At 70.5% G+C, this 22,870-nt stretch carries 26 protein-coding genes; 16 read left to right on the top strand and 10 right to left on the bottom strand.

Features of this window, described 5'->3' with window-relative positions; all coding sequences use genetic code 11:
• Positions 1-17: 17 nt before the first annotated feature.
• Together ABT360_RS01270 and ABT360_RS01265 are read left to right on the top strand one after the other, a co-directional pair.
• The gene (locus ABT360_RS01270) at positions 18-626 is read left to right on the top strand and encodes a DUF1707 SHOCT-like domain-containing protein (protein ID WP_351808833.1); all 609 of its coding nucleotides are present in this window, start codon (positions 18-20) and stop codon (positions 624-626) included.
• A gap of 91 nt (positions 627-717) precedes the next feature.
• Positions 718-2,007 carry a DUF445 domain-containing protein gene (locus ABT360_RS01265; RefSeq protein ID WP_351808831.1) on the top strand — a complete coding sequence of 430 codons (1,290 nt, stop codon included), beginning with the start codon at positions 718-720 and terminating at the stop codon, positions 2,005-2,007.
• A gap of 144 nt (positions 2,008-2,151) precedes the next feature.
• On the opposite strand, the gene ABT360_RS01260 is transcribed toward ABT360_RS01265, so the two are convergent.
• Together ABT360_RS01260 and ABT360_RS01255 are read right to left on the bottom strand one after the other, a co-directional pair.
• A complete protein-coding gene (locus tag ABT360_RS01260) occupies positions 2,152-2,454 on the bottom strand; it encodes a hypothetical protein (protein ID WP_351808971.1) in 303 nt (100 codons plus the stop codon).
• 53 nt (positions 2,455-2,507) lie between these two features.
• Positions 2,508-2,747: a hypothetical protein gene (locus ABT360_RS01255; protein WP_351808828.1), complete on the bottom strand. Its 240-nt coding sequence runs from the start codon at positions 2,745-2,747 to the stop codon at positions 2,508-2,510.
• A gap of 282 nt (positions 2,748-3,029) precedes the next feature.
• Here ABT360_RS01255 and ABT360_RS01250 point away from each other — a divergent pair, with 282 nt between their 5' ends.
• Together ABT360_RS01250 and ABT360_RS01245 are read left to right on the top strand one after the other, a co-directional pair.
• Positions 3,030-3,629 carry a hypothetical protein gene (locus tag ABT360_RS01250; RefSeq protein WP_351808825.1) on the top strand — a complete coding sequence of 200 codons (600 nt, stop codon included), beginning with the start codon at positions 3,030-3,032 and terminating at the stop codon, positions 3,627-3,629.
• 302 nt (positions 3,630-3,931) lie between these two features.
• Positions 3,932-4,390 (top strand): phosphotransferase family protein, encoded by a 459-nt coding sequence (locus tag ABT360_RS01245; protein ID WP_351808968.1) that lies wholly within the window; start codon positions 3,932-3,934, stop codon positions 4,388-4,390.
• Here ABT360_RS01245 and ABT360_RS01240 read toward each other — a convergent pair.
• Together ABT360_RS01240 and ABT360_RS01235 are read right to left on the bottom strand one after the other, a co-directional pair.
• Positions 4,360-4,566: a DUF397 domain-containing protein gene (locus ABT360_RS01240; protein ID WP_351808822.1), complete on the bottom strand. Its 207-nt coding sequence runs from the start codon at positions 4,564-4,566 to the stop codon at positions 4,360-4,362. The two genes, ABT360_RS01245 and ABT360_RS01240, sit on opposite strands and share 31 nt — an antisense overlap.
• Entirely contained in the window at positions 4,566-5,411 is an 846-nt protein-coding gene (locus ABT360_RS01235; RefSeq protein ID WP_351808819.1) for a helix-turn-helix domain-containing protein, read from the bottom strand. Before ABT360_RS01235 ends, ABT360_RS01240 begins: the two co-directional genes overlap by 1 nt.
• A 197-nt stretch (positions 5,412-5,608) precedes the next feature.
• On the opposite strand from ABT360_RS01235, the gene ABT360_RS01230 reads away from it, so the two are divergent.
• A complete protein-coding gene (locus tag ABT360_RS01230; RefSeq protein ID WP_351808816.1) occupies positions 5,609-6,259 on the top strand; it encodes an ATP-binding protein in 651 nt (216 codons plus the stop codon).
• On the opposite strand, the gene ABT360_RS01225 is transcribed toward ABT360_RS01230, so the two are convergent.
• On the bottom strand, positions 6,256-9,345 hold the full coding sequence (locus ABT360_RS01225) for a DUF3427 domain-containing protein (RefSeq protein WP_444852160.1): 3,090 nt from the start codon (positions 9,343-9,345) through the stop codon (positions 6,256-6,258). The genes ABT360_RS01230 and ABT360_RS01225 overlap by 4 nt on opposite strands.
• A 178-nt stretch (positions 9,346-9,523) precedes the next feature.
• Here ABT360_RS01225 and ABT360_RS01220 point away from each other — a divergent pair, with 178 nt between their 5' ends.
• A complete protein-coding gene (locus ABT360_RS01220; RefSeq protein ID WP_351808810.1) occupies positions 9,524-10,630 on the top strand; it encodes an MrcB family domain-containing protein in 1,107 nt (368 codons plus the stop codon).
• 9 nt (positions 10,631-10,639) lie between these two features.
• Here ABT360_RS01220 and ABT360_RS01215 read toward each other — a convergent pair whose 3' ends face one another.
• Together ABT360_RS01215 and ABT360_RS01210 are read right to left on the bottom strand one after the other, a co-directional pair.
• A complete protein-coding gene (locus ABT360_RS01215; RefSeq protein ID WP_351808807.1) occupies positions 10,640-11,098 on the bottom strand; it encodes an excalibur calcium-binding domain-containing protein in 459 nt (152 codons plus the stop codon).
• Between the two features lie 131 nt (positions 11,099-11,229).
• Positions 11,230-12,243, bottom strand: a complete 1,014-nt coding sequence (locus ABT360_RS01210) for an SEC-C domain-containing protein (RefSeq protein ID WP_351808805.1) — start codon at positions 12,241-12,243, stop codon at positions 11,230-11,232.
• A gap of 65 nt (positions 12,244-12,308) precedes the next feature.
• On the opposite strand from ABT360_RS01210, the gene ABT360_RS01205 reads away from it, so the two are divergent.
• The 6 genes from ABT360_RS01205 to ABT360_RS01180 all read left to right on the top strand — a co-directional run bounded on the left by ABT360_RS01205 (position 12,309) and on the right by ABT360_RS01180 (position 16,883).
• Positions 12,309-13,094, top strand: coding sequence for a class E sortase (locus tag ABT360_RS01205; RefSeq protein WP_351808802.1), 786 nt, complete (start codon positions 12,309-12,311; stop codon positions 13,092-13,094).
• A gap of 14 nt (positions 13,095-13,108) precedes the next feature.
• Positions 13,109-13,417: a DUF6412 domain-containing protein gene (locus ABT360_RS01200; protein ID WP_351808799.1), complete on the top strand. Its 309-nt coding sequence runs from the start codon at positions 13,109-13,111 to the stop codon at positions 13,415-13,417.
• Positions 13,418-13,506: 89 nt separating this feature from the next.
• Positions 13,507-14,199 (top strand): YidC/Oxa1 family membrane protein insertase, encoded by a 693-nt coding sequence (locus ABT360_RS01195; protein WP_351808796.1) that lies wholly within the window; start codon positions 13,507-13,509, stop codon positions 14,197-14,199.
• Between the two features lie 101 nt (positions 14,200-14,300).
• The gene (locus ABT360_RS01190) at positions 14,301-15,158 is read left to right on the top strand and encodes a fumarylacetoacetate hydrolase family protein (protein ID WP_351808793.1); all 858 of its coding nucleotides are present in this window, start codon (positions 14,301-14,303) and stop codon (positions 15,156-15,158) included.
• 424 nt (positions 15,159-15,582) lie between these two features.
• On the top strand, positions 15,583-16,134 hold the full coding sequence (locus ABT360_RS01185) for a DinB family protein (protein ID WP_351808790.1): 552 nt from the start codon (positions 15,583-15,585) through the stop codon (positions 16,132-16,134).
• 215 nt (positions 16,135-16,349) lie between these two features.
• On the top strand, positions 16,350-16,883 hold the full coding sequence (locus ABT360_RS01180) for a hypothetical protein (protein WP_351808787.1): 534 nt from the start codon (positions 16,350-16,352) through the stop codon (positions 16,881-16,883).
• Positions 16,884-16,971: 88 nt separating this feature from the next.
• Here the strand turns inward: ABT360_RS01180 and ABT360_RS01175 are convergent, their stop codons facing one another.
• On the bottom strand, positions 16,972-17,775 hold the full coding sequence (locus tag ABT360_RS01175) for an AraC family transcriptional regulator (RefSeq protein ID WP_351808784.1): 804 nt from the start codon (positions 17,773-17,775) through the stop codon (positions 16,972-16,974).
• 49 nt (positions 17,776-17,824) lie between these two features.
• Here ABT360_RS01175 and ABT360_RS01170 point away from each other — a divergent pair, with 49 nt between their 5' ends.
• On the top strand, positions 17,825-18,268 hold the full coding sequence (locus ABT360_RS01170) for a DUF2000 domain-containing protein (protein ID WP_351808783.1): 444 nt from the start codon (positions 17,825-17,827) through the stop codon (positions 18,266-18,268).
• 78 nt (positions 18,269-18,346) lie between these two features.
• On the opposite strand, the gene ABT360_RS01165 is transcribed toward ABT360_RS01170, so the two are convergent.
• Both ABT360_RS01165 and ABT360_RS01160 read right to left on the bottom strand, forming a co-directional pair.
• Entirely contained in the window at positions 18,347-18,814 is a 468-nt protein-coding gene (locus ABT360_RS01165; protein WP_351808780.1) for a heme-degrading domain-containing protein, read from the bottom strand.
• On the bottom strand, positions 18,811-19,875 hold the full coding sequence (locus ABT360_RS01160; RefSeq protein ID WP_351808777.1) for a Gfo/Idh/MocA family oxidoreductase: 1,065 nt from the start codon (positions 19,873-19,875) through the stop codon (positions 18,811-18,813). Before ABT360_RS01160 ends, ABT360_RS01165 begins: the two co-directional genes overlap by 4 nt.
• A gap of 56 nt (positions 19,876-19,931) precedes the next feature.
• Between ABT360_RS01160 and ABT360_RS01155 the strand changes: the two genes are divergently transcribed.
• The 3 genes from ABT360_RS01155 to ABT360_RS01145 all read left to right on the top strand — a co-directional run bounded on the left by ABT360_RS01155 (position 19,932) and on the right by ABT360_RS01145 (position 22,814).
• Positions 19,932-20,999 (top strand): ROK family transcriptional regulator, encoded by a 1,068-nt coding sequence (locus ABT360_RS01155; RefSeq protein WP_351808774.1) that lies wholly within the window; start codon positions 19,932-19,934, stop codon positions 20,997-20,999.
• A gap of 184 nt (positions 21,000-21,183) precedes the next feature.
• Positions 21,184-21,987: a hypothetical protein gene (locus tag ABT360_RS01150; RefSeq protein ID WP_351808771.1), complete on the top strand. Its 804-nt coding sequence runs from the start codon at positions 21,184-21,186 to the stop codon at positions 21,985-21,987.
• Between the two features lie 62 nt (positions 21,988-22,049).
• Positions 22,050-22,814: a GntR family transcriptional regulator gene (locus ABT360_RS01145; protein ID WP_351808965.1), complete on the top strand. Its 765-nt coding sequence runs from the start codon at positions 22,050-22,052 to the stop codon at positions 22,812-22,814.
• Positions 22,815-22,870: the final 56 nt, after the last annotated feature.

The raw sequence follows: 22,870 nt of genomic DNA, 5'->3' as shown, positions 1-22,870 counted from the left end.
CGCATTAGGCTGTTCGTATGACGAGCGAACTGCCCGAGATGCGGGCCTCGGACGCCGACCGGGAGCGGATAGCGGAGCGGCTGCGGGACGCGGTCGCCGAGGGCCGCCTCGACATGGCCGAATTCGAGGAGCGTCTCGACCTGGCGTACAAGGCGCGTACGCACGGCGAGTTGGTTCCGCTCGTGCGTGATCTGCCGTCGGCCACGCCCCCCGTGGAGGCCGGTGACCCCGCCTGGCCGGCCCGGATCGGGAAGCCCGCCACCTCCAGGGGTGCCTTCGCCTTCTGGAGCGGCTTCGGGCGGCGCGGCAAGTGGAGCGTCGCGCGCAACTTCACGGCGGCCGTGCTCCAGGGCGGCGGCGACATCGACCTGCGTGAGGCGGACTTCGAGGACCGGGAGGTCGTCATCCGCTGCTTCGCCGTCATGGGCGGCATCCAGCTGGTCGTCCCGCCCGAGCTGCACGTCGAGGTCACCGGCTTCGGCTTCATGGGCGGCTTCGACGACCGGGGCGCGGGCGAGGGCACGCCCGGCTCGCCGCGCGTGCGGATCACCGGGTTCGCGCTGATGGGCGGGGTGGACGTGAAGCGCAAGGAGCGGAAGGCGGCCCGCAAGCAGCTGCGGAAGTGACCTTCGGCGGTTCGTGGGGAACTCGCCGTGCGGCTGGGGAGTACCTGAGGTAGGGACATAGGTACGCATGCGCGCGGACGGGTGGAGCCGGATGAACCATACGAAGACGTCGCTGGTCGCCTTCTCGTACACGGCCGCGGACGAGGAGAAGCGCCGGGGCGTGCGCCGGATGAAACTCACGGCCACCGCCCTGCTGCTCCTGGTCGCCGTCATCTACGTCCTTGCGACCTGGGCGCGCAGTTCCGGCGTGACCGGCTGGCCCGGCTATGTGGCGGCGGCCGCCGAGGCGGGCATGGTCGGCGCGCTGGCGGACTGGTTCGCGGTGACGGCGCTGTTCCGCCGCCCGATGGGGCTGCCCATTCCGCACACGGCGATCATCCCGAGCAAGAAGGACCAGCTGGGCGCCTCGCTCGGCTCCTTCGTCGGCGAGAACTTCCTCTCCGAGGGCGTCGTACGCGCCCGGCTCCACGCCCTCGGCATCGGCGGCCGCCTCGGCGCCTGGCTGGCGGAGCCCGCGCACGCCGACCGGGTGACGGCCGAGCTGTCCACCGCGCTGCGCGGCGCGCTGACCGTGCTGCGGGACGCCGACGTCCAGGCGGTGGTGGGCGAGGCGATCACCCGGCGGGCCGAGGCCGCGGAGATCGCCCCCGGCATCGGCAAGACCCTGGAGAAGATCGTCGCCGACGGGGCACACCACGGGGCGGTCGACCTCATCTGCAACCGCGCCCACGACTGGCTGATCGTGCACGCCGACTCGATCATGGACGCGGTGCAGGGCGGGGCACCCGGCTGGACGCCCCGCTTCGTGGACCGGAAGGTCGGCGAGCGCGTCTACAAGGAGCTGCTGCGGTTCGTCACCGAGATGCGCGACATGCCCGCCCACCCGGCGCGCGGCGCGCTGGACCGGTTCCTCACGGACTTCGCGGCCGACCTCCAGGGCGACACGGACACCCGGGCGCGGGTGGAGCGCCTCAAGTCCGACCTGGTGGCCCGGCCGGAGGTGCAGGACATCATCGCCTCGGCCTGGGCCTCCGTACGCGCCATGATCATCTCGGCGGCGGAGGACGAGCGCAGCGAGCTCCGCCTGCGCGCCCGCGCCTCCCTCCTCTCGCTCGGCACCCGGCTCGCCACCGACGGCCGTCTCCAGGCGAAGGTGGAGCGCTGGGTCGAGGACGCGGCGGTGTACGTCGTCACCACGTACCGCGCCGAGATCACCTCGCTGATCAGCGACACGGTCGCGGGCTGGGACGCCGACCAGACGTCCAAGAAGATCGAGGCCCACATCGGCCGCGACCTGCAGTTCATCCGCATCAACGGCACGGTGGTCGGCGCGCTGGCGGGCCTGCTGATCTACACGATCTCGCACGCGGTGGGCGGCTGACCGCCCCACGGGGCGTCACGAGAGACGACACCAGGGGCGTCCCCGGAGGCGTCGCCGGGCGGGGGACCGGCCCCTGCCCGGCCGGTCACCCGCCCAGCCACTGTGGGGAGGTGCTGTCTTATACGTACGCCGTCGCGCGTGTGTTCAACCGCTTTTCCGGCTGACCGCCCACGACGCCGCCGCCATCCCCCCGGCCACGGAGAACACCGCCGGCCACGCCCCCACCTTCTTGGCCAGCGGATGCGACCCGGCGAATGCCGCCACGTACGCGGCGGTCAGCCCCGCGGCCGCCTTCCCCCCACTCCGCTGCTTCCACTCCCGTGCCGCCAGGGCGCCCGCCGCCGCCAGGGCCACCCCACCGAGCGGCCGCTTCTTCGTCCACCGCGCGACGGCGTACCCCCCGACGAGCCCACTCGCCGCCACCGCCGATGCCGGAATCCTCGCCATGCCGCTGCCCTGCCTTCCCTCGTCCATACGCTCGGTCATGCCCTGGCTCGAGGCTAACGCGGGGGACGGGGCCGGTTGCGGCGGGCTCGGACGAACACTCCCGCGCTCAAGACCAGTGTCGTGCCGAGGACCAGGCCGCTGTAGGTCCGATCCGACATGGATCGCACCATGTCATCCGGGAGGAGCAGTGTCCCTCCCATCACCAGGAGCGCCGCGCCCATGGAGCACAGCGCGCCGATCAACAGCCAGCGCAGCAGCCGGGCCTGGGGTGAGGTGAGGAGGCGTCGGGTCATGATCTGATCCACCTGTCACTTGGTGATGTAGTGGCACTGGGAGGCGCGCTTCGAACCGTTCACGTAGAAGTCCGCGCATGCCTTGCCGTAGTGCTTCAACGTGCGGCTTCTTCGTGTCGACACGGCCGTTGGTGTCCACGTACCGCTCACCCAGCCACACTGTGACGAAAGGATGACAGTAAGTAACCGTCCGGGGGCGGTGCAGGACCCTTCCTGCCACCATCTCGTAACGGCAGGACGGCCCACGGATAAGCGCGCGCCCCCCACGGGCACGAACCGCGCATGCCGACCCCCATCCCGCCGCAGCTCCTCGCCACCGACCCGCTCGTCCTCGCCCAGGACGGCGTCGCCACCGTCCACCAGCTCATGGACCTGGGCTGCGCGTCCTCCGTGATCACCGCCCACTGCCGCCCACCCGGCCCATGGCGCCGCCTCCTGCCCCGGGTGATCGCGCTCCAGGCGACCGCCCCCACCCCACGGCAGCGGCTGCGCGGAGCCCTCCTGTACGCGGGCCCCGACGCCCTCCTCACCGGCCCGGCCGCCCTCGCCCTGTACGGCGTGACCTCCGTACCCGCCCCCGAGGTGGACGTCCTGGTCACCCACCGCGCCGGCCCCCGTGGCCACTCCTACGTCCACGTACGCCCCACCATCCGCCCCGCGCGCCGCGCCGCCGTCACCGGCCTGGCCTGCGCGCCCCTCCCGCGAGCCGTCATGGACGCGATCCCGTACCTCGACACCGAGAACGCGGTCACCACCCTGCTGACGGAGGTCACCGAGCGCGGCCTCTGCCGCCGCGACGACCTGATGGCCGAGGCCCGCGACGCCCAACTGCCTTGCGTCCAAAAGGTGATGGTGATGACGCGATCGGCGGGCGAACACTGATTCGTGCTCGCGACGGGCTGTCCCCGTGGGTAGCCTCAGCCCGTAGCGTCGGGTACCAGGGGGAGCCGTCATGCCGATCAGACCGCGATATCGACGAGTTTCGGCGTTGCAGCGGCAGTTCTTCAACCGCGAGGAACTGCTCGCCATGTACGACGAGGAGTTACGAGGGATCTCCGACCGGCTGCGAATCCTGAACGTCGTCGGAGTCGGCGGAATCGGGAAGTCGCGCCTCATCCAGGAACTGCGCAACCGCACGCCGGAGCACTGTCGTACGGCCCGTCTGATCTCCAACTCCCGACACCCTGACGCCACGGCCCTTCCGCCTCCTCCACGCGGACATCCACCGCAAGAACATGATCCTCACCGACCGGAACCACGTCACCTTCCTGGACTGGGAACTGGCCCTGTGGGGTGACCCGGTCTACGACCTCGCCGACCATCTCCACAAGACCGCCCCCACCGCCGCCGACCGGACGGTCATCACCACCGCCTGGCACCGCGCGGCACCCCCCGAATGCCGCGAGCAGTGGCACGAGGCCCTGGACTACTACCTCGCCTACGAGGCCGTGAAGTCCGCCATCGTCGACACGGTCCGCTGGGGCCGCCGCATCGCCGCCGCCCAGAACGACCAGGCCCGCGCCACCCTGTCCCGCGAACTCGCCTCCAAACTCACCGCTGCCCACCCCCACTGGCCGGCCGAGTCCGCCTCGCCCCCCACGCCGGACGAAGTTCAGGCGGCGGTGGACCGCCGGCTGCCCTGACACCACCCGACGAAGGCCCGCCACGCCTCACCCGACACCGCCATGGCAGGCCCGCCGGGTCGCTTGGAGTCCCGCACGAGCACCCCGACGTCGACCCGTGCGCATTCGACACACTCCGTGCCGCTGCCGCCGCTGTACGACGACTTGAACCATCGGAGGTTCGGCCCGTTCGCCATCAGTGCTCCTCGTGCACGCGCTGTATGAACTCCGCCGAGGCCGGGAGGTCGAGCGCCTGTGCGCGGAGGTAGTCGAACGCCAACTTATAGCGCTCCAGTTCCTTCGGCTTCTCCATGAACAGGCCACCGCCGAGCAGGTCCGCGTAGACGACGTCCAGCTCGGGAGTGGGGCCACCCAGGATCACGAAGCTGCCGACTGCGGCCGCATGGGCTCCTGTTGCGAAGGGCAGGACTTGCAGGGTGATGTGGGGCAGTGCGACGAGGTCCAGCAAATGTCTCAACTGCTCTCGCATGGTCTCGCGACCACCCACGCGTCGCCGTATCACCGCCTCATCGATTACCGCCCAGATGTGCGGAGGTTCGTCGCGATGGAGGAGCTCCTGGCGCTTCATTCGGATGTCGACCATGTGCTGGACTTCGTCCTCGTCGCAGCGCATTTCCGAGGCACGGTGAACGGCTTCCGCGTAGTGGCGGGTCTGGAGGAGGCCCGGCACGTACATGCAGGCGTAGTGGTCTTCACGTACGACCTCGTCCTCGAGCGTGAGCATGAGGTTCATCGACTCAGGGATGGAGTCGGCGAGTGATCGCCACCATCCCTGGATCTTTGCGCCCTTGGCGAGCTCGACGAGTGCTGCTCGCTCCTCGTCGGCGGCTCCGTATTCGCGGCAGAGAGCATCGACAGCAGGCCATTTGACGGTCCCCTCCTTGGTTTCATAGCGGCTCAGCGTGGCCTTGGAAATGCCCACGCGGGCGCCCGCCTCCTCCAGGGTCAAGCCTGCGCGCTCGCGAAGGCGGCGGAGTTCGACGCCTAGTTGGCGTCGACGGGTGGTGGGTCCGACTGGCATGCTCTGCGCCCTTCGTTTCGATCTCCCTGAGGGTGCACGCACTCAGGAGCTAGCAGCAAGGTGGCGCACGCCGGGGGCGCTCGCGCTTGCCACTTGCTTCCTCAGCTCGCCTATGAGAGTTCCATTTTGAGAGTTCCAGTGGAACGCTGATCTGGGCGCGATGATGCGCTCTGCCGCTACCCAAGGGGGCGATCACTGTGGACGTATGCCGTTGCGGAGTCTCACGGAAGAGTTGGGAGATTCCCTTTCTGGCGGAGGCGGAGGAGGTCTCGGGACTCAGAAACGTCATCCGAACTCACCTGCGCCTGTGGGGACTGAGTAAGCAAGTAGACGCCGCACAACTCTGTGTGAGTGAGCTGGTCGCCAACGTCATCACGCATGTCGGCGCCGGTACGCCCACCACGCTCGCCGTCTCCATGAGTGGCACGCATCTCCGTATCGAGGTCCATGACCCCGACACCCGAGCGCTGCCTACCCTCATCCAGGCTGGCCCGGATGCCGAGTGCGGTCGGGGGATGGGGCTCGTCGATGCTGTCGCCGATCGCTGGGGCGTACAGCTACGTGCCGACCGCAAGGTGACCTGGTGCGAGATCGCGACCGGGCTCACTGCACCGGACGGGCACAGTGGCGGCCCGCGCGTGACTCGCGCGGAGGCGATGCTCGCCCTGTACGGGGCGGCCAGGCTGCCTCGGGCTGCGACCCCCAGCCTGCTGAGCGTCGCCGTGGCGGAGGAGGCGGCCATCGACGTGATCGCCGACCTCCTCCACTGGCTACAGGCGCACGGCTGCGACCCGGACGAGGCGCTGGACCGGGCTCAGACGCACTTCGAGGCAGAGCTATACGCCTAGCTCGCCGCGATGGCGGAGTACGTGTAGACGTCGGCAGGGATCTCGTGCTGGAGCTGCCACGTAATGGCCATCGGCTTGCTGCCCTTGTGCTCTACGTACGTGGCAGGGCCGAGCAGCATCCAGGGCTGGGCGCCGCCTATGTCCGTGCTCTTGTAGCGGCGGACAAAGAGCAGCACATGGCTGCCTTCGGCGGCGTGACGCTGGTAGCGCAGGCCGGTGGGTGAGGTGTCGGAGGTTTGGTTCTGTGACTCCCAGTGGAAGAGCGTCTCACTCAGGGCGTAGTCGTGGTAGCGCGTCTGTGGCGAGAAGTCCTTCTCGTCCTTCTCGAGGGTGATGAGCAGCGCGTCGGTTTTGATCGACTCGCACCACTTCACCCCCTCGCGGAAGTCGCCCGGCATAAAGCCGCCAATGAAGGACTGGGCGAGAGCGGGAAGGATTTCTTCGCGGCTGTATGAGGCGTGCACGGTCAGGGGAAGATCCGCGAGGTCGTTCACCATGGGGATGGGGACGTGCTCCGTGTGGGCCAGGTTGTACGCCAGGACCTGTCGGAGTTCATCCCGGAAGGCGCTCTGGTCGCGGAGGGTGGCGAAGCCCTCGTCGTAGCTTGCGAAGCCCTTGCGGGTGAAGCCACCCAGAGGCCAGAGCTGGAAGAACAGCATCCGGGCGTATGCCTGACCGCGGGCGTCGAGTTCGTCGTACGTGGGGGCGTCGTCCTCAAGGAGACGGGTGTAGGCGGCAACTCGGAGCGGGTCGTCGACGTGGAGGAATGAGGGGATGCGCTTCAGTAGTGCGGCTTCGCCCTCTGGCGCGTCCGACTTCAGCAGCCCCGCCCGGCGGAGCAGTCCGGTCCAGGAGTTGCCGTTGCCTCGGTAGAGCTCCTTGAGTTCGCGACCGCTTTCCGCCAGGTAGCGGCTGAGCTGTGGGATGGCGTAATCCGCCACCTCGCGTGCCAGGACTGTGACGTTGACGCCGATCTGGTCCTTGATGTTGGCGATGATCGCCTTCTTCGCCTTCTCCTCAAGGATGATGTGGCAGCCGGAAGGCAGTTGGGGGAAGTCTTGCTCGATGTTGGCCAGGAGCCGCTTGCGGGTCAGGTTCGTGAGAGCCCGGAACTGGTTCTCGAAGCGGAATTCCTTGCGGTGTTGGCCGATGAAGTCCAGGACCGTGAGCACGGCCTTGTTGTCGCTGCGTCGCAGTCCGCGTCCCAGCTGCTGGAGGAAGACCGTGGCGCTGGAGGTGGGGCGTAGGAGGAGCAGAGTGTCCACGTCGGGGATGTCGAGGCCTTCATTGAAGAGGTCGACAGAGAAGATCACCTGGAGGGTGCCGGATGTGAGGTCGGCCAGGGCTTGCTTGCGCTGCTCGGGAGGCGTCTCACCGGACAGGGCGACGGCGTTAAGGCCGGCAACGCGGAAAAACTCCGCCATGAAGTGAGCGTGGGCGACGGTGACGCAGAAGCCGAGAGCCCGCATCGAGGACGGGTCAGCGATCTTGTCCATCACCGCCTTCACGACCAGTCGCGCGCGGGCGTCGTTGCCGGTGAGCACATTGCCCAGGTCGGTCGCGTCGTAGCCTCCGCGCTTCCACTGCACAGCACTCAAGTCGGTGCTGTCACTGATGCCGAAGTAGTGGAAGGGGCTGAGTAGGTCATTCTCCAGGGCCTCCCACAGGCGCATTTCGGCCGCGATCCGCCCGTCGAAGAACTCGTCCTGGACGTTCTTACCGTCCATCCGCTCCGGGGTGGCCGTCAGACCGAGCAGTTCCATGGGTTCGAAGTGGTCGATGATCTTTCGGTACGTCGGTGATGTGCCGTGGTGGAACTCGTCGATCACGATCACGTCGAAGTGGTCATGTGCCAGCTGATCCAGAGCGCGGGCGTTCAGGGATTGCACGCTGGCGAAGACATGGGACCAGCGCTCCGGAATTTCGCCGCTATGGAGGTGCTCGCCGAAGTTCGCGTCATTCAGTACGTCCTGGTAAGTCCGCATCGACTGCTGCAAGATCTCCCGGCGGTGCGCTACGAAAAGCAGTCGCAGATCACGGCCGTACCGCTGGCGGAGCTGCTTGTAATCGAGGGCGGCCATCACCGTCTTGCCGGTCCCGGTCGCAGCCACGAGGAGGTTGCGGTGACGGTCGTGGACGGCCCGTTCGACCTCGAGGCGCTCCAGCATGTCGCGCTGGTGTGGGTACGGTCGTACCTCTAGACCGGACAGCGTGATGCGGGTCGAGGAGGTCGAGGGCGTACCGCCAGCGATGGTGAGGGCCTCGTCGAGGCGGTTCCCGTCGCGTTCGGGGTCGTACGCCTCGAAGGACGGGTCGCTCCAGTAGGCGTCGAAGGTGCCCTCGAATTTGCGGAGGACATCTGGGGTAGCGACGGAGGAGAGCCGGACGTTCCACTCAAGCCCGTCCAGCAACGCCGCCTTGGAGAGGTTCGAGCTTCCCACGTACGCCGTGTCGTAGCCGGTGTCACGACGGAACAGCCATGCCTTGGCGTGGAGGCGGGTGGAACGTGTCTCGTAGTTGACTTTGACCTCCGCGCCGAACTCCTTCACGAGGCGGTCCAGGGCACGGCGTTCGGTGGCCCCGATGTACGTGGTCGTGATGACCCGTATCGGCACTCGTCGTTCAGAGGCGGCCTTCAAGGACTGCTCGATGATGCGGAGCCCATGCCACTTCACGAACGCGCAGAGGAGGTCGACGCGGTCAGCGGTAGCGATCTCGGTACGGAGTTCGAAGCCGAGGCTTGGGTCTTCGGGGGCGTTGGTGATCAGCGCGGTGTCCGAGAGGGGGGTCGCTGGCCGGATCGCGTAGACGCCGGGGGCTTCCTGGCGGGCCAGCGCGAGCAGTTCGCGTGGCCCATCGGCCACGAGCTCCACCCACTCACGAGCGCCCTCCAGCGTGCTGATGGACTCCAGGATGTGGTTCGCGGCGTGTACCCGCTCTTCGGCAGGCAATCCGTGGAGCACTCGGCGCACAGTCTCGGCGATGTGCCTCGCCAGCACGTGCGGGACGGACTCCGGCCCGATGGTGTCGCTGACCTGATGCCATCCCTGATCGGCGATCTCTGCCAGCCGCTGTTCCAGGCGCATGGTGATGAGCTGCTCGTACAGCCCCGCTGACAGGGTCGATGAATCGCTGCCGATCTGAGGCAAGGCTCGCTCCTGTGTGACGTGTGATCGTTGCGGGTGTTCTATCAAGTGGGACTGACAGTCACTAAATGATCGAAGTTCGGCCTAGAAGTGATCGCATGCGAGTTAGTTTTTGCGGATGTCGTTGCGCGATCTGCTCATACGTGTCTCCGAGGACTTCAAGCCCGAGGGCAAGGCCTCTAGTGACCTGCCTGGCCAGGCCCTGCTGTTGGGTGTGAAAGAGAGGCAGGACCTGCCCTGGCCCGAGGGATGCACCGCCCTCGGGTACGGAGGGCAAGGAAACGCCAGCCGCACGCCATGGATCGGCGTGTTCGACCCGACCATCAATGACAAGCCTGGTGAGGGTCTCTACCTCGCGTACATATACCGTTCCGACCTCAGGGCGGTCACGCTCACGCTGCAGCAAGGCATCACGAGCCTGACCGATACGTACGGCAAGGGCGCACGTCTGCACCGCTACTTGACCGCGCAGGCCGAGAAACTGAGGGGTGCGCTGCACCCGACGCTCGCCGACAAGTGGCGGGACGGACTCGACTTGCTCGTCGAGACCAAGTACTGGCGCGCTCGCTCGTACGAGAAGGCCAACGTGGCAGCACGACGCTACGAGCTGGCGAGTATGCCCTCCGACGAGGCGCTGGCCGAGGATCTCAAGGAGGGCGTCCAACTCCTTCGAGACGCCGCCGCGGCGGATCGCCTCCTGTTCCAGGTGCCGAGATCCAGCGAACCGGCTCTTGAGTACCCCGACCACGACCACGGTGGAGACGACAACCTCGGGGGATTCCAGCCAAGGAGCAGCAAGGGCTACTCCGTCGTGATCAAGGGAGGTACGGCGGAGAGACGCCAGGAACACGAGGCGCTCCTGGCGAGGTTCTCCCTCCACGCCCGCGCGTGCGAGTACGAGGCCCACAACAGGGGGGTGCACCCGCGCGACTTGGTTCTCCGTCACCGTGAACACCCGGGGCAGGACTGGCTGGTGGAGGTCAAGACAGTCCTGCCCGGGAGGGAGTACCTCGCGGGGCGTGAAGCCGTGGGCCAACTCTTCGAGTACCGCCACGTGCACTACACACTCCACGGTAAGCCAGCACCGCACCTCATCGCCCTCTTCACCCACGACATAGGGGACTACGCCGACTACCTCGAGACCCTTGGCATCGCGTCCATCTGGGAGCGCCCTGGCGGTTGGGGAGGCTCGTCGCTCGCCGCCGAATGGCGACTGACCATCTAGACGGCCGGTTCAGCCGTTGTCGCAGCCCACGCCGTCGTTGTCGCGGTCGAGGTGGCGGCCGTAGCCCGGGTCGCCGCGGCGGACCGGGGTGGCGCCGGCGGCGCGGGCGTCGGCGCAGTTGCTGTAGTAGACGTCGCCGCCGGTGTCCGAATCGGCGTTGCCCGAGTCGTCGTTGGCCGCCGCGGGGGCCTCGCGGGTGACCGTGGCCGTCGCCGTGACCGTTTCGGTGACGGTGACCGTGGGGGCCGGGGCGGGGGCGGCCGTGGGGGTTGCGGTGGCCGTGGCGGTGGCCGTGGTGGTCACCGTGACGGCTGGGGCGGCTTTGGTGGCGGCCGACTTGGGGGCCTCCTCGGCGCTCACGGCTCCGCAGCCCGTGCCGATCAGCAGGAGCAGCAGGCCGCCCGCCCAGACGCGCTTCATGCGGTACAGGGGGCGGGCGGCGGATGGCTGCTGGTACGGGGTGCTCATGGGCACATGTCTCCCTCACACAGGGACTGGGGCTGTGTGGGGGAACAGGAGCCAGTCAGCGGCAGTAGTCAATTGTGAAAGTACTGCATGCGGAAGGTGAAGAGGAGGGGAACGGTCCAATTCCCGAACGGTCAGATCTGCGCCGTGCCGTGGCAGTCGCCGTACTTCGTGCCCGAGCCGCACCAGCAGGGGGAGGTGCGGGCCGGGGGCCAGGGGGTGGCGCGGCCGCGGGCGGCGAGGGTGGTGGCGTATTGGGGGAGGAGCGCCGCGTTGGAGGGGGAGGTGGCCTCCGAGGCCGCGAACGCTTCGTACGAGGGGACCGTGCCCTGGACGATGCCCAGGTTCGGGGTGCCCGCGGCGGCGAGTTCGCGGAGGGAGGCTTCGAGGTCGGTGAGGTGGGCCTCGTGGGTCGGGTACTCGGACTCCAGCTCCGGATAGGCGGCCAGCAGCTCGGTCAGCTCGTCGGCCGGCCAGAGCAGGACCGCGACCGGGAACGGGCGGGACAGGGCCGTCCGGTACGAGCCGAGCTCGCTGCGCAGGCGCGCGATCTCCGCCTGGAGCTCGGCCGGGTCGGAGGAGCCGAGCGACCACAGGCGCTTCGGGTCGTGCAGCTCGTCCAACGGCACGGCGCCCCTGTGGAGGCGGTCCGCCAGGACGTCCCAGTCGTCGTGGCGCAGCGCGAGCAGGCGGCGCACCCGGTGCCGGCCCACCAGGAGCGACTGGGTCGGGTACGGGACCTCGTCGTCCGGTGAGGGGACCAGGGTCGTCACGGCGGTGGTGAACGTCGTCTCGGAGGCCTCCAGCTCGTCGTGGGCCTCCAGTGTCTCCGCGACGATCTCCCATGCGGCCGGGTCGGAGGGCGGTGTGGCGCGGAGGCCCTCGATGATGGCCCGGGCCTCGGCCTCGTGGCCGTACTCCCACAGGTTGGCCGCCTTCAGGGCCTTGACCAGGTGCGGGTTCTCCGGAGGCGGCGTCGCGGCCAGGAGGTCGTCGTACAGCGTCGTCGCCCGAGCGCGGGCGCCGGCCAGCTCCAGGTGGGCGGCCGCCCGGAGCAGCAGCGGTTCCCGGTCCTCGGGGTACCGCTCCGCGGTGCGCAGCAGACGCTCGGCTTCGGTGATGTGATCGGCAGGCGTGTCGGGGCGCATGGGTGACACCGTACTGCTGTGCGGCGGGTCTGGTGGGTTGGCGGGCGAGCACCTATGGTGCCGCCGTGCGCGAGCGGATACCAGTGGTGGTACGGCAGCGGCGGCGCGGGTGGCGCGGGGCGTTCGCCCGTGGGGTGTGGGCGGCGGGTGAGCTGGCTGTCACGGCCGGGGTGGTGCTCCTGCTCCTCGTCGTCCATCAGTTCTGGTGGACCAACCAGCAGGCGCGCGCCGGTGCGCAGCGCCAGGTCCACGCCCTGGAGCGGGAGTGGGCGGGGGAAGCGGCGGCGCCCCCGGCGGCTCCCCCGGCCGCGCCCCCAGCCGCTCCCCCGGCGGAGCAGGAGCGGGACGCCTCCGCAGGGCCGCCGCTCGGGAGGGAGCCGGCTCGGGAGTCTTCGGCCGCGGTGCCCGCCGGGGAGCCGCGTCCCGCCGCCCGGGATGCTCCCGCCTACGCCGTCCTCCGCATCCCCGCCCTCCGCGTGACCGTCCCCGTCGCCCGCGGCGTCGCCAGGCGCGGCGTGCTCGACAAGGGGTACGTCGGCCACTACCCCGGCACCGCCCTGCCCGGCCGGCTGGGGAACTTCGCCCTCGCCGGGCACCGCAACACCCACGGCGAGCCCTTCCGCTACATCAACCGGCTCCGGAAGGGGGACGAGATCGTCGTGGAGACGCGGGACGGGGTCTTCACGTACGTGGTCGACCGCATGCTCGCGCGGACCTCGCCCCGCGACACCGCCGCCATCGCCCCCGTACCCAAGGGCTACGACGAGCCCGGCCGCTACGTGACCCTCACCACATGCACTCCTGAGTACAGTTCGACGCACCGGCTCATCGTGTGGGGGAAACTGAGGTGAGGAAGGGGGGCGGCATGAGTGCTCTTGTCGCGCGGCTGGCGCGCTGTGGTCTCCTCGGTTTCCTGCTGTTCCTCTTCTCCGAGGGCCTGTACGCCGAGGGCGGCGCCCTCTCCGCTGCCGTGGCGCTCGCCGCCGTCGCCTCCGAGCTCGTCGCGTGCGCCGTCATCGCCGCGCGCTGCGTGCCCGCCGTACCGCCGACACGGGTGCGTACGGCCATCCGCGACCGTGAGCAGCGCACGGCGTTCCTGCCACAGCGCGATCCCGACGCCTCCGGGCGCCGGCGGCCCCGAGCGCCCGGCCGTCTCGTCGTGACGGCCGCGTAGGGGTTCTCCTTCCGGGCTCGCCCCGCGCGGTTCCGTCCTGCCGAAATCCCGATTTCCGGTACGACGAGACCCTCGGAGGGCTCCTTTCCATGTCCGTTTTCGCCTCGCTGGTCGAGCAGCTCGCCGCCCTGCTCCAGCCCCTGTTCCACGGCTCCGCCACCGCCGCCGCCATCGTCGTGTTCACCATGCTCGTCCGGCTCGCCGTGCACCCGCTGTCCCGGGCCGCCGCGCGCGGGCAGAAGGCGCGTACGCGGCTGGCGCCGCAGATCGCCGAGCTGCGCAGGAAGCACGCCAAGGACCCCGAGCGGTTGCAGCGGGCGGTGCTGGAGCTGCATGCCGAGGAGAAGGTGTCGCCGCTGGCCGGCTGCCTGCCGAGCCTCCTTCAGGCACCTGCCTTTTTCCTGATGTATCACCTGTTCTCGGGCGGAACGATGGCGGGGCACACCCTGCTCGCCGCGCCCCTCGTCGGGCGCTGGACGGACGCCCTGGCCGATGGCGGCGTCTTCGGGGCCGCCGGGCTGGTGTACGTGGCGTTGTTCGTGATCGTCGCCGCCCTGGCCACGTACACGTACCGGCGTACGAAGGGGCAGATGGCGGAGCTGGGCGAGGGGATGGCCGGTGGCCCGGGCGCGGGGATGGGGAAGGTGATGCCGCTGCTGTCCTTCGCGACGCTCGTCACCGTCGCCGTGGTGCCGCTCGCCGCCGCGCTCTACGTCGTCACGAGCACGGCGTGGACCGCTGCCGAGCGGGCCTACCTGTACCGCGAGACGTCCACGGTGTGAACGGGGTCTTGCGGGGTGATCCGATGTCTTGGAGGATCGACCAATCCTCCGATGGCCGCACTCCATCGGCCGGGGCCTACCTCGACCACAGGGAGAAGACCATGAAGCTGCTGCGCGTCGGTACGGCGGGCGCCGAGCGCCCCGCGCTGCTCGACCAGGACGGGGTCCTGCGGGACCTGTCGGCGGTCGTCCAGGACATCGACGGGAGCCTGCTCTCGGACGCCTCCGCGCTCGACCGCGTCAGGGCCGCCGTCGGCGCCGGTGTGCTGCCCGTGCTGGACCCGGCCGGGTTGCGGATCGGGCCGCCGGTCGCGCGGATCGGCAAGGTCGTGTGCATCGGGCTGAACTACCACGACCACGCCGCCGAGACGGGCCAGGCGACCCCCGCCGAGCCGGTCGTCTTCCTCAAAGCGCCCGACACGGTCGTCGGGCCGGACGACACCGTGCTCGTACCGCGCGGCAGCCGCAAGACCGACTGGGAGGTCGAGCTCGCGGTAGTCATCGGACGTACGGCCCGCTATGTGGATTCGGCGGAGGCCGCGCTCGCGCATGTCGCCGGGTACGCGGTCGCCCATGACGTGTCCGAGCGCGAGTTCCAGATCGAGCGCGGCGGCACCTGGGACAAGGGCAAGAACTGCGAGACGTTCAACCCGCTGGGCCCCTGGCTCGTGACGGCGGACGAGGTGCCGGATCCGCAGGCGCTGTCGCTGAAGCTCTGGGTGAACGGTGAGCTGAAACAGGACGGCTCCACGTCCGACCAGATCTTCCCCGTCGGCGAAGTGGTGCGCTACGTCAGCCAGTTCATGACCCTCTACCCGGGCGACGTCATCAACACCGGTACGCCGGCGGGCGTGGCCATGGGCCAGCCGGAGCCGAAGCCGTACCTCCGCGCCGGGGACGTCGTGGAACTGGAGGTCGAGGGGCTCGGGCGGCAGCGCCAGGAGCTCAAGGACGCCTGACGAGGACGTTCGGCGGGGGCCGCCTGACGGGTGCCTGACGCAAGACGAGACGGGCCGCCCGGGCATCGGGCGGCCCGTTGGCGTCGGGCGGCACAGACATGAGAGGCGGGTGCCAGGATCCACGTACGGATGCTCCCGGCTGTCACGCCCTGTCCATGGATCTCGGGTGCCCCCGATTCTTCGCGGCCTGGGCTCCGGGACGCGCTGGAGGGCGAAGTACGGCCCAGGCTGATCCAGTCGTCCTCGTGACGGGTCATCCCGTGGCGTCGACGACGCCGCCGCTGAGCCGCATACCCATGGTGTGTCCCCGCGTCGATGCCGGACGACCGGGGCAGCCGGTCGTGCAGAGTATCGATCCGTCAGGCCAACTCGCCGTCAGCGAAACCCCATTGGGCCCGGACCCTGTGTGGGGGAGGATGGTGGAATGGCGAACCTGAGCAGACGAGCCGAATTCTTCACGGGCAGCGAGAACGATCCCCGGTTCAGCGGCCCGGCGACCGGCGACGAGCGGGGCATGCTCGTCGGCTTTCTGGAGGCCCAGCGCGCGACTCTGGAGCTGAAGTGCTCCGGTCTGGAAGAGGAGTTGTCCAGGCGGTCCGTGGAACCGTCCACTCTCTCGCTGCTCGGTCTGATCAGGCACCTCGCGGATGTGGAGCGCCGCTGGTTCCGGAAGGTGCTGGCCGGGCAGGACGCGGCGCCCCTCTTCTCCTCGAGTGCCGCCCCTGACGGGGACTTCGACGGTGCGGTGTCCGACCCCGCGGTCATCGCGGAGGCGTGGGAGGCGTGGCGCTCAGAAGTGGCCTTCGCCTCCCGTTTCGTCGCCGAGGCGCCCGACCTCGATGCCGAGGGCCACGACGCGTGGCGCGGCACGGTGTCGCTGCGGTGGGTGCTCATCCACATGGTCGAGGAGTACGCCCGTCACAACGGGCACGCCGATCTGCTGCGTGAGCGGATCGACGGAGCGGTAGGTGTGTGAGCGCAAGGCCCGGCTCCCCCGAGGTGGCGGACGGGGCCGGCCAACGGCAACGGTCGGAGGCCACGGTGGGGAGCAACTGCGGAGTGCTGCCAGGCAATGCGGCGGAGTGAGACCCCCCGTGGCCGACGAATCCCCGACTCGAAGCACCGAAGTCTGTCCGGCGCATCTGGGAGCCTGACCAGCGGGTTGCCTGTCGCGTCATCCAGAATGCCCGTATGACCGATCTTGTTGAGATGTCGCCGGGACGGCTGCCCGCGTCCATTGCCGCCGGCGAGCTGCTTTCCCTCGCTGCGGGGTATCACGCCCGTACCGTGAGGCCGCTGGGCACGCGGGAAGCATCGGGGCACCTGGTGAAGGTGTACGCGATCGAGGCGCCTGGGCGTGTGGTGGGCGGGCAGGAGGAGTCCGCGGCGCTGAGGCTCGCTGCGGACCACCTGGCGTCGGGGGGTGCCCGCGGTTCTCTGGGACTGGCCGTCCTGCTCGTGCATGCCGGCGGTGACGGCGACTACGTCCTGGTGCACACGTGGATCGAGGGATACATGTCCGATCTGGTGGTGTTCACCGGCCCGGCCGGGGGCACTGGTCGGATGCGGCCGGGCCGACAGGGTCTCGCCCCCTGTGTGTGGGAGGCAGCGGTGCTGGCCCACGAGCGGAACGCTTTCAGCGAGTATGTGCTGGACGGGGACGGCGAACTCGAGACACGTCTGCGGGCCTGGGGCGACGACGTCCTGAGGGGAGAGGTCCGGTAGGGGAGGGGGCGGTCATGCCCGCCCATCCCTCCGCGGGGGCACGGCCGGCCCCGGTCACTGCCGTGCCAGGGGCTCGTCCCCGCCGGGGTCAGCGGGGAGCGGCCAGGCGGGCGTAGCGGCCGGGGGTGATGCCCACGAGACGCTTGATGTGCCGGGTCAGATGCGACTGGTCGTAGAAGCCGGCCGCGGCGGCCACCTCGCCGGGTGGCTGCCCGTCGAGCAGCAGTCGCCGGGCCCGGTCGACGCGGCGGGCCATCAGGTACTGGTGCGGGGCGATGCCGAAGGCGGCGCTGAACGCCCGCACCAGGTGAGCGGGGTGGGTGTGCAGCAGCTTCGCGGCCTCCTCCAGGGAAAGCCCCTGCAGCAACCGTTCGTCGAGGAGTTCCCGGAGGTTCTGCGCCACGCCGCGGTCGGGCTCGGGCGGTCCGGCGGTGAGCCGTGGCCGCAGGTGGCCGCGGAGTCGCTCCCCGATCAGGGCGAGTCGGCTCTCCGCCTCCAGTTCGTCGCCCCGGTTCGCGAGGGCCGTGTGCAACTGCCCGACGCGCTGTCGCAGGACGGGGTCGAGCAGGTCGGGGCCGTCCACCGCGGGGCCGATGAAGCTCTCGTCCAGCTCGGTCAGGTCCAGGTAGAGCACCCGCTTGCGGAAGCCCTGCGGGGTGGCGGGTGAGCCGTTGTGCGGAACGTGCGGCGGGAGCAGGGACACCGTGCCGCGCGGGGTGCCGCGCTCGTGGCGGTTCAGGTCGTAGCGGACCGCTCCGTCGTCGACGATCAGCAAGGTCCATGCGTCGTGGACGTGCATCGGGTACGCGTGCTCGGTGAAGTGGGCGTGGAAGACCTCCACGACACCCGTCACCCGCGGGCGCCACGCGGAAACCTCCTGCCGGGCCACCATGCAAAGAACGTACAAGACGGCTCGGTGCGGCGGTGGGCAGTCTCGGTGCATGACGACCACGACGACGACCGAGAGCACGCCCGTACGTTTCGACACCAAGATCGCCGTCCTGCTGCGTGAGGACCTGGAGACCTGGCAGCGGCTGAACGTGACCGCGTTCCTGGTCAGCGGTCTCGGCTCGGAGCTCCCCGAGGTGATCGGCGAAGCGTACGCCGACGCCGACGGCACCCCCTATCTGCCGATGTTCCGTCAGCCCGTCCTGGTCTTCGAGGCGACGAAGGAGACGCTGACCGCCGCGCACGGCCGCGCCCTGTCCCGCTCGCTTCCCCGGTCGGTGTTCACCTCCGACCTCTTCGCCACCGGCAACGACCGCGACAATCGCGCGGCGGTACGGGCCGTGCCGAAGGACCAGTTGGACCTGGTGGGTCTCGCCGTGTACGGGCCGCGCAACGCGATCGACAAGGTGATCAAGGGCAGCCGGTTGCACCCCTGAGTGCCGGAGGCCGGCCCGAGGGGAAACCGGAGGGGAAAAGGCGGGCCACCCCTCGGGGGAGGGGGGTGGCCCGCCGGCTCAAAGGGCGCTGACGAGGCGCTCCAGCGCCTCCACCACCAGCGCGTGGTCCTCCAGCTGCGGCAGGCCCGAGACGGTGACCGTGCCGATGACGCCCGCGCCCATGACCGTGATCGGGAACGAGCCGCCGTGGGCCGCGTAACGGTCCGGGTCCAGGCGGGAGTCCGTGTCGAAGGACTTGCCCTTGGCCCGGAATCGGGTGCCGACCAGGAGGGAGCTCTCGGCGTACCGCTCGACGACGCGGCGCTTGCGGTCGATCCAGGCGTCGTTGTCCGCGCTGGAGCCGGGCAGCGCGGCGTGGAACACCTGTTGCGCGCCGCGCCGGATGTCGACGGCGACCGGGGCGTTCCGCTCGCGGGCCAGCTCCACCAGGAGCGTGCCGAGCGTCCAGGCGTCGTCGTACGTGAAGCGGGGGAGGGTCAGGCGGGCCTGCTCCTCCTCCAGCCGCGCCACGTCCGGCGCCGTCACAGCGTCACCGTCACACCGTCGCGGGCCGAGCGGCGCGCCGCCTCCAGGACGTCCAGCGCGGCCGCCGCCTCGTGGGCGGTGACCGGCGGGGGTGTGCCGTCGCGCAGGGCGGCGGCGATCGAGGCGTAGTACGCCGGGTAGTCGCCCGGGAGGGACTCGACCGGGGTGCCACCGCCGGTGAGGGGGGACTCTCCGGCGCCGAGGCGGCCCCACAGGGACTCCGGTTCGGTGCCCCAACCGGGGCCGGGGCGCTCGCCCTCGCGCAGCGCCGCCTCCTGCGGGTCCAGGCCGTACTTGACGTACCCCGCCCGTGAGCCCAGCACCCGGAAGCGCGGGCCCAGCTGGGCGGCCGTGGCGCTCACGTACAGGTGGGAGCGGACACCGCTCGCGTGCGTGATCGCGATGAACGTGTCGTCGTCCGCCTCGGCGCCCTCACGGCGTACGTCGGACTCGGCGTACACCCGCGCCGCGGGGCCGAACAGCACGAGCGCCTGGTCGACGACATGGCTGCCCAGGTCGTACAGCAGCCCGCCGAACTCCTCCGGCGCGCCCGACTCGCGCCAGCCGCCCTTGAGCTGGGGCCGCCACCGCTCGAAGCGGGACTCGAAGCGCTGTACGTCACCGAGGTCACCGCGCTCGATCAGCGAGCGGAGGGTGAGGAAGTCGTTGTCCCAGCGGCGGTTCTGGAAGACGGAGAGGAGCAGGCCGCGCTCCTCGGCGAGGGCGGCGAGCCCGCGCGCCTCGGCCGCCGTGCCGGCGACCGGCTTGTCGACGACGACCGGCAGACCGGCCTCGAGGGCGGCGGTCGCGAGCGGAACGTGCGTCTTGTTGGGCGAGGCGATGACGATCAGGTCCAGCTCGCCGGGGCGGGACCACAGCTCGTCCGGCGACGCGGCGACGCGGACGCCCGGGAACGTGCTCCGGGCCTGCTGCTGCCGCTCCGGGTTGGACGTGACGACCGTGTCGAGGACCAGGCCCTCGGTCGCGGCGATCAGCGGGGCGTGGAAGACGGAGCCCGCCAGCCCATGGCCGACGAGTCCGACGCGCAGCGGTCCGTTCATGCCTGCCACTTAAGCAACGCTGTTGCCAAAGTGCAAGCGGGCGCGACAATGGGACGGTGAACAGCGATACGGGTGTGAACCTGCCGGCTCTCCGCAGCCACAACGCCGCGCTCGTGCTCAACCTGTTGCGCGCGGCGGGCGAGGACGGGGCCAGCCGGCTGGAACTGGCCGAGCGGACCGGGCTCACCCCGCAGGCGGTCAGCAAGATCACCGCCCGGCTGCGGGACGAGGGGCTCGCGACCGACGCGGGGCGGCGCGCCTCCACGGGCGGCAAGCCGCGCACCGTCCTGCGGCTCGTCCCCGGCGCCGCCCACGCCGTGGGCCTGCACCTGGACCGGGACGAGCTCACCGCGGTCCTCGTCGACCTCGCGGGCGTCGTCGTGGCGTCGAGCGTCGTACCGCTCGACCTGGGCTCGGGAGCCGAGGTGGTCATGGAGGTGGTCGCCGGCGAGGTCGCCGCGCTCACCACGCGGACGGTGCTCGGGGTGGGCGTCGCCATGCCCGGCCCGCTCGACCACGCGGCGGGCGTCCCGCACCGGGTGACCCGCTTCCCCGAGTGGGACGGCTTCCCGCTGCGCGACGCGCTCGCGCGGCGGCTCGGGCTGCCCGTGGTGCTCGACAAGGACACGAACGCGGCGGCACTGAATCTCGCCCTGAGCGGGGCGGGCGGGGACTCGTTCGCGTACCTCCACCTCGGTACGGGTCTGGGCGCGGGGCTCGTCCTCGGTGGCGCCGTGTACCGGGGCGCGCGGACGGGCGCGGGGGAGTTCGGGCACCAGACCATCCAGCTGGACGGCCCGGTCTGCGGGTGCGGCGGGCGCGGCTGCCTGGAGGCGCTGTGCCTGGCCGCCGTCGCGCGGGGCGACCTCGCCGAAGCGGCCAGGGTGCTGGGCGCCGGGGCGGCCAACCTCGTCAAGCTCCTCGACATCGATCGCGTGCTGCTGGGCGGCCGCGTGGTGACCGGCGCGGTGGAGCCCTTCGTACGGGGCGTGCGCGCCGTCCTGGAGGAGCGCGCCCGGCGCGCGGGCGACCCCGTGGTGCCCGTGACCCTCGCGGAGGGCTCCGCCCACCCGGTCGCGGAAGGCGCCGCGCAGCTGGTCCTCGCCCCGGTCTTCGGCCGGTAGCCGGGGCCCGGGGCGGGTGTCCCGGCCGCCGGCGGCGCCGGGGGCCCGGCCGGCCCGGGCATTGGGCCGATCGGGCGCATCAGCGGTGCCGTACGGCGGGACGTGGCCGCTTCGGCGGTGTGTCGGCGTGCGGGCGTGGGACGTTCTCGGGGCACGACCGTCCACCCGCCGCCAAAGGTTCCCCATGCGATTGCGCAACGTCACCGACCTCGGCGCCACCGTCGCCGTCGCCGTACTCGCACTCACCGCGGCGGCCCCCGCGGCGGCCGCGCCGCTGGTACCTGCCGCCCCCGCCGCCCCCCACGCCCCCGCGGACGGCACCGCGGCGTACGAGGCCGCCGCGCCCGACCGTCAGCCCACCTGCGGCAACGCCTCCGCCGCCGACTTCCCGATCCGCACCCGTATCGTCGGCGGCCCCACCGCCTACCGCCCCGGCGGCGGGTTCCACACCTGGAAGGTGGAGCTGACCAACACCACCACCGAGCCCTGCGGCAACATCCACCCCGTCATCGTCTTCACCGACCGCGCCCGCGCCCTCCGCCCCGGCCAGATCCAGCTGGAGTTCTACGAGAACGGCGGCAAGGGCCGTCAGCAGCCCGTCACCATCGAGACGACCGAGGAACACGAACTCGTCGGCGTTCTGGACGACGATGCCGAGGGCGGCGACCGGTTCCGTGGCTTCACCGTCCCGCCGGGACGGACCGTCACCGTGCCCGTCCGCCTCGCCTTCACCTCCGACGCCCGGCCCGACACGGTCACCGCGAACGCCGCGGTCGTCCAGCGGCGCGGTGACGACGGCGACTGGGTGGGCGAGTCCGCCGACTACCGGTTCGCCCTCGTGGACGAGGAACCCGCCAGCGAGTTCGCCGAGGAACTGCCCAGGACCGGCCGGAACGTCCTGTTCGTGGCCGCTGCCTCGGTCGTCGCCTTCCTCCTGGGAGCCGGGACGCTCTCCCTGGCCGGGTGGCTCCGGGGCCGGAAGGGCTGACCGACGCCCCGCGTTCACCCTCGCGTTCACGTATGTCTGCGAACATCCCGTCCGTGGATTACGTGGACTACCCGAACGGCCAGGCACCTGGCGCACCCGTCCGCTCCGGTGTCCCGGAGCACGGCCGCGTCCCCAAGTACTACGCGGTCAAGGCCCATGTGGCGGCGCTCATCGACGAGTTGGGCGAGGGGCAGGCGCTGCCTGCCGAGCGGGACCTGGCCGTACGCTACGAGGTCTCCCGCGAGACCGTACGCCAGGCTCTCCGCGAGCTGTTGCTGGAGGGCCGGCTGCGCCGCCAGGGGCGTGGCACGGTGGTCGCCGGGCCCAAGCTGGAGCAGCCGCTGTCGCTCGCCAGCTACACCGAGGGCGTACGCCGCCAGGGCCGCCGCCCCGGCCGCAACCTGGTGACGCTCGACCGCTTCCCCTGCCCCGCCGCGCTCGCCGCCGACCTGGGTGCCGAACCGGGCGAACCCGTCTGGCACATGGAGCGCGTGCTGCTCGCCGACGACGAGCGGGTCGGCCTGGAGAGCACGTACGTCACCGAGGCCCGAGTGCCGCGCCTGGACAGCGACTTCGACCCGGACTCGTCCTTCTACGCCTACCTCCGTGAACGGCTCGGCATCGACTTCGGCGACGCCGACGAGCGCATCGAGACGGTTCTGGCCACCCCGCGCGAGGCGCTGCTCATCGGCACCCCGCCCGCCCTGCCGATGCTGCTGCTCCACCGCCTGTCCCGGGACACGGCGGGCCGCCCGCTGGAACGGGTGCGGACCCTCTACCGCGGTGACCGGTTCAGTTTCACCACGCGCCTCGGAACCCAGAGGTAAGTCACGGGAAGATAACGGGTCTAGGCCAACCTTGAGGGGGCGTTCACCTTCCCGTC

The organism is Streptomyces sp. NPDC000229 (assembly GCF_040300825.1).
Lineage (GTDB): Bacteria > Actinomycetota > Actinomycetes > Streptomycetales > Streptomycetaceae > Streptomyces.
Note: the sequence above shows the minus strand (reverse complement) of the source record. Positions and strands in the feature narration are given on the sequence as shown.

Excerpts from the sequence above, each read along its gene's own strand:
- ABT360_RS01235 (WP_351808819.1), bottom strand. The coding sequence starts at position 5,411 with ATGCCAGTCGGACCCACCACCCGTCGACGCCAACTAGGCGTCGAACTC.
- ABT360_RS01270 (WP_351808833.1), top strand. The coding sequence starts at position 18 with ATGACGAGCGAACTGCCCGAGATGCGGGCCTCGGACGCCGACCGGGAG.
- ABT360_RS01190 (WP_351808793.1), top strand. The coding sequence starts at position 14,301 with ATGAAGCTGCTGCGCGTCGGTACGGCGGGCGCCGAGCGCCCCGCGCTG.
- ABT360_RS01220 (WP_351808810.1), top strand. The coding sequence starts at position 9,524 with ATGTCGTTGCGCGATCTGCTCATACGTGTCTCCGAGGACTTCAAGCCC.
- ABT360_RS01250 (WP_351808825.1), top strand. The coding sequence starts at position 3,030 with ATGCCGACCCCCATCCCGCCGCAGCTCCTCGCCACCGACCCGCTCGTC.
- ABT360_RS01180 (WP_351808787.1), top strand. The coding sequence starts at position 16,350 with ATGACCGATCTTGTTGAGATGTCGCCGGGACGGCTGCCCGCGTCCATT.
- ABT360_RS01260 (WP_351808971.1), bottom strand. The coding sequence starts at position 2,454 with ATGGCGAGGATTCCGGCATCGGCGGTGGCGGCGAGTGGGCTCGTCGGG.
- ABT360_RS01170 (WP_351808783.1), top strand. The coding sequence starts at position 17,825 with ATGACGACCACGACGACGACCGAGAGCACGCCCGTACGTTTCGACACC.
- ABT360_RS01265 (WP_351808831.1), top strand. The coding sequence starts at position 718 with ATGAACCATACGAAGACGTCGCTGGTCGCCTTCTCGTACACGGCCGCG.
- ABT360_RS01215 (WP_351808807.1), bottom strand. The coding sequence starts at position 11,098 with ATGAGCACCCCGTACCAGCAGCCATCCGCCGCCCGCCCCCTGTACCGC.
- ABT360_RS01150 (WP_351808771.1), top strand. The coding sequence starts at position 21,184 with ATGCGATTGCGCAACGTCACCGACCTCGGCGCCACCGTCGCCGTCGCC.
- ABT360_RS01210 (WP_351808805.1), bottom strand. The coding sequence starts at position 12,243 with ATGCGCCCCGACACGCCTGCCGATCACATCACCGAAGCCGAGCGTCTG.
- ABT360_RS01200 (WP_351808799.1), top strand. The coding sequence starts at position 13,109 with ATGAGTGCTCTTGTCGCGCGGCTGGCGCGCTGTGGTCTCCTCGGTTTC.
- ABT360_RS01160 (WP_351808777.1), bottom strand. The coding sequence starts at position 19,875 with ATGAACGGACCGCTGCGCGTCGGACTCGTCGGCCATGGGCTGGCGGGC.
- ABT360_RS01255 (WP_351808828.1), bottom strand. The coding sequence starts at position 2,747 with ATGACCCGACGCCTCCTCACCTCACCCCAGGCCCGGCTGCTGCGCTGG.
- ABT360_RS01185 (WP_351808790.1), top strand. The coding sequence starts at position 15,583 with ATGGCGAACCTGAGCAGACGAGCCGAATTCTTCACGGGCAGCGAGAAC.
- ABT360_RS01225 (WP_444852160.1), bottom strand. The coding sequence starts at position 9,345 with ATGCGCCTGGAACAGCGGCTGGCAGAGATCGCCGATCAGGGATGGCAT.
- ABT360_RS01195 (WP_351808796.1), top strand. The coding sequence starts at position 13,507 with ATGTCCGTTTTCGCCTCGCTGGTCGAGCAGCTCGCCGCCCTGCTCCAG.
- ABT360_RS01240 (WP_351808822.1), bottom strand. The coding sequence starts at position 4,566 with ATGGCGAACGGGCCGAACCTCCGATGGTTCAAGTCGTCGTACAGCGGC.
- ABT360_RS01175 (WP_351808784.1), bottom strand. The coding sequence starts at position 17,775 with ATGGTGGCCCGGCAGGAGGTTTCCGCGTGGCGCCCGCGGGTGACGGGT.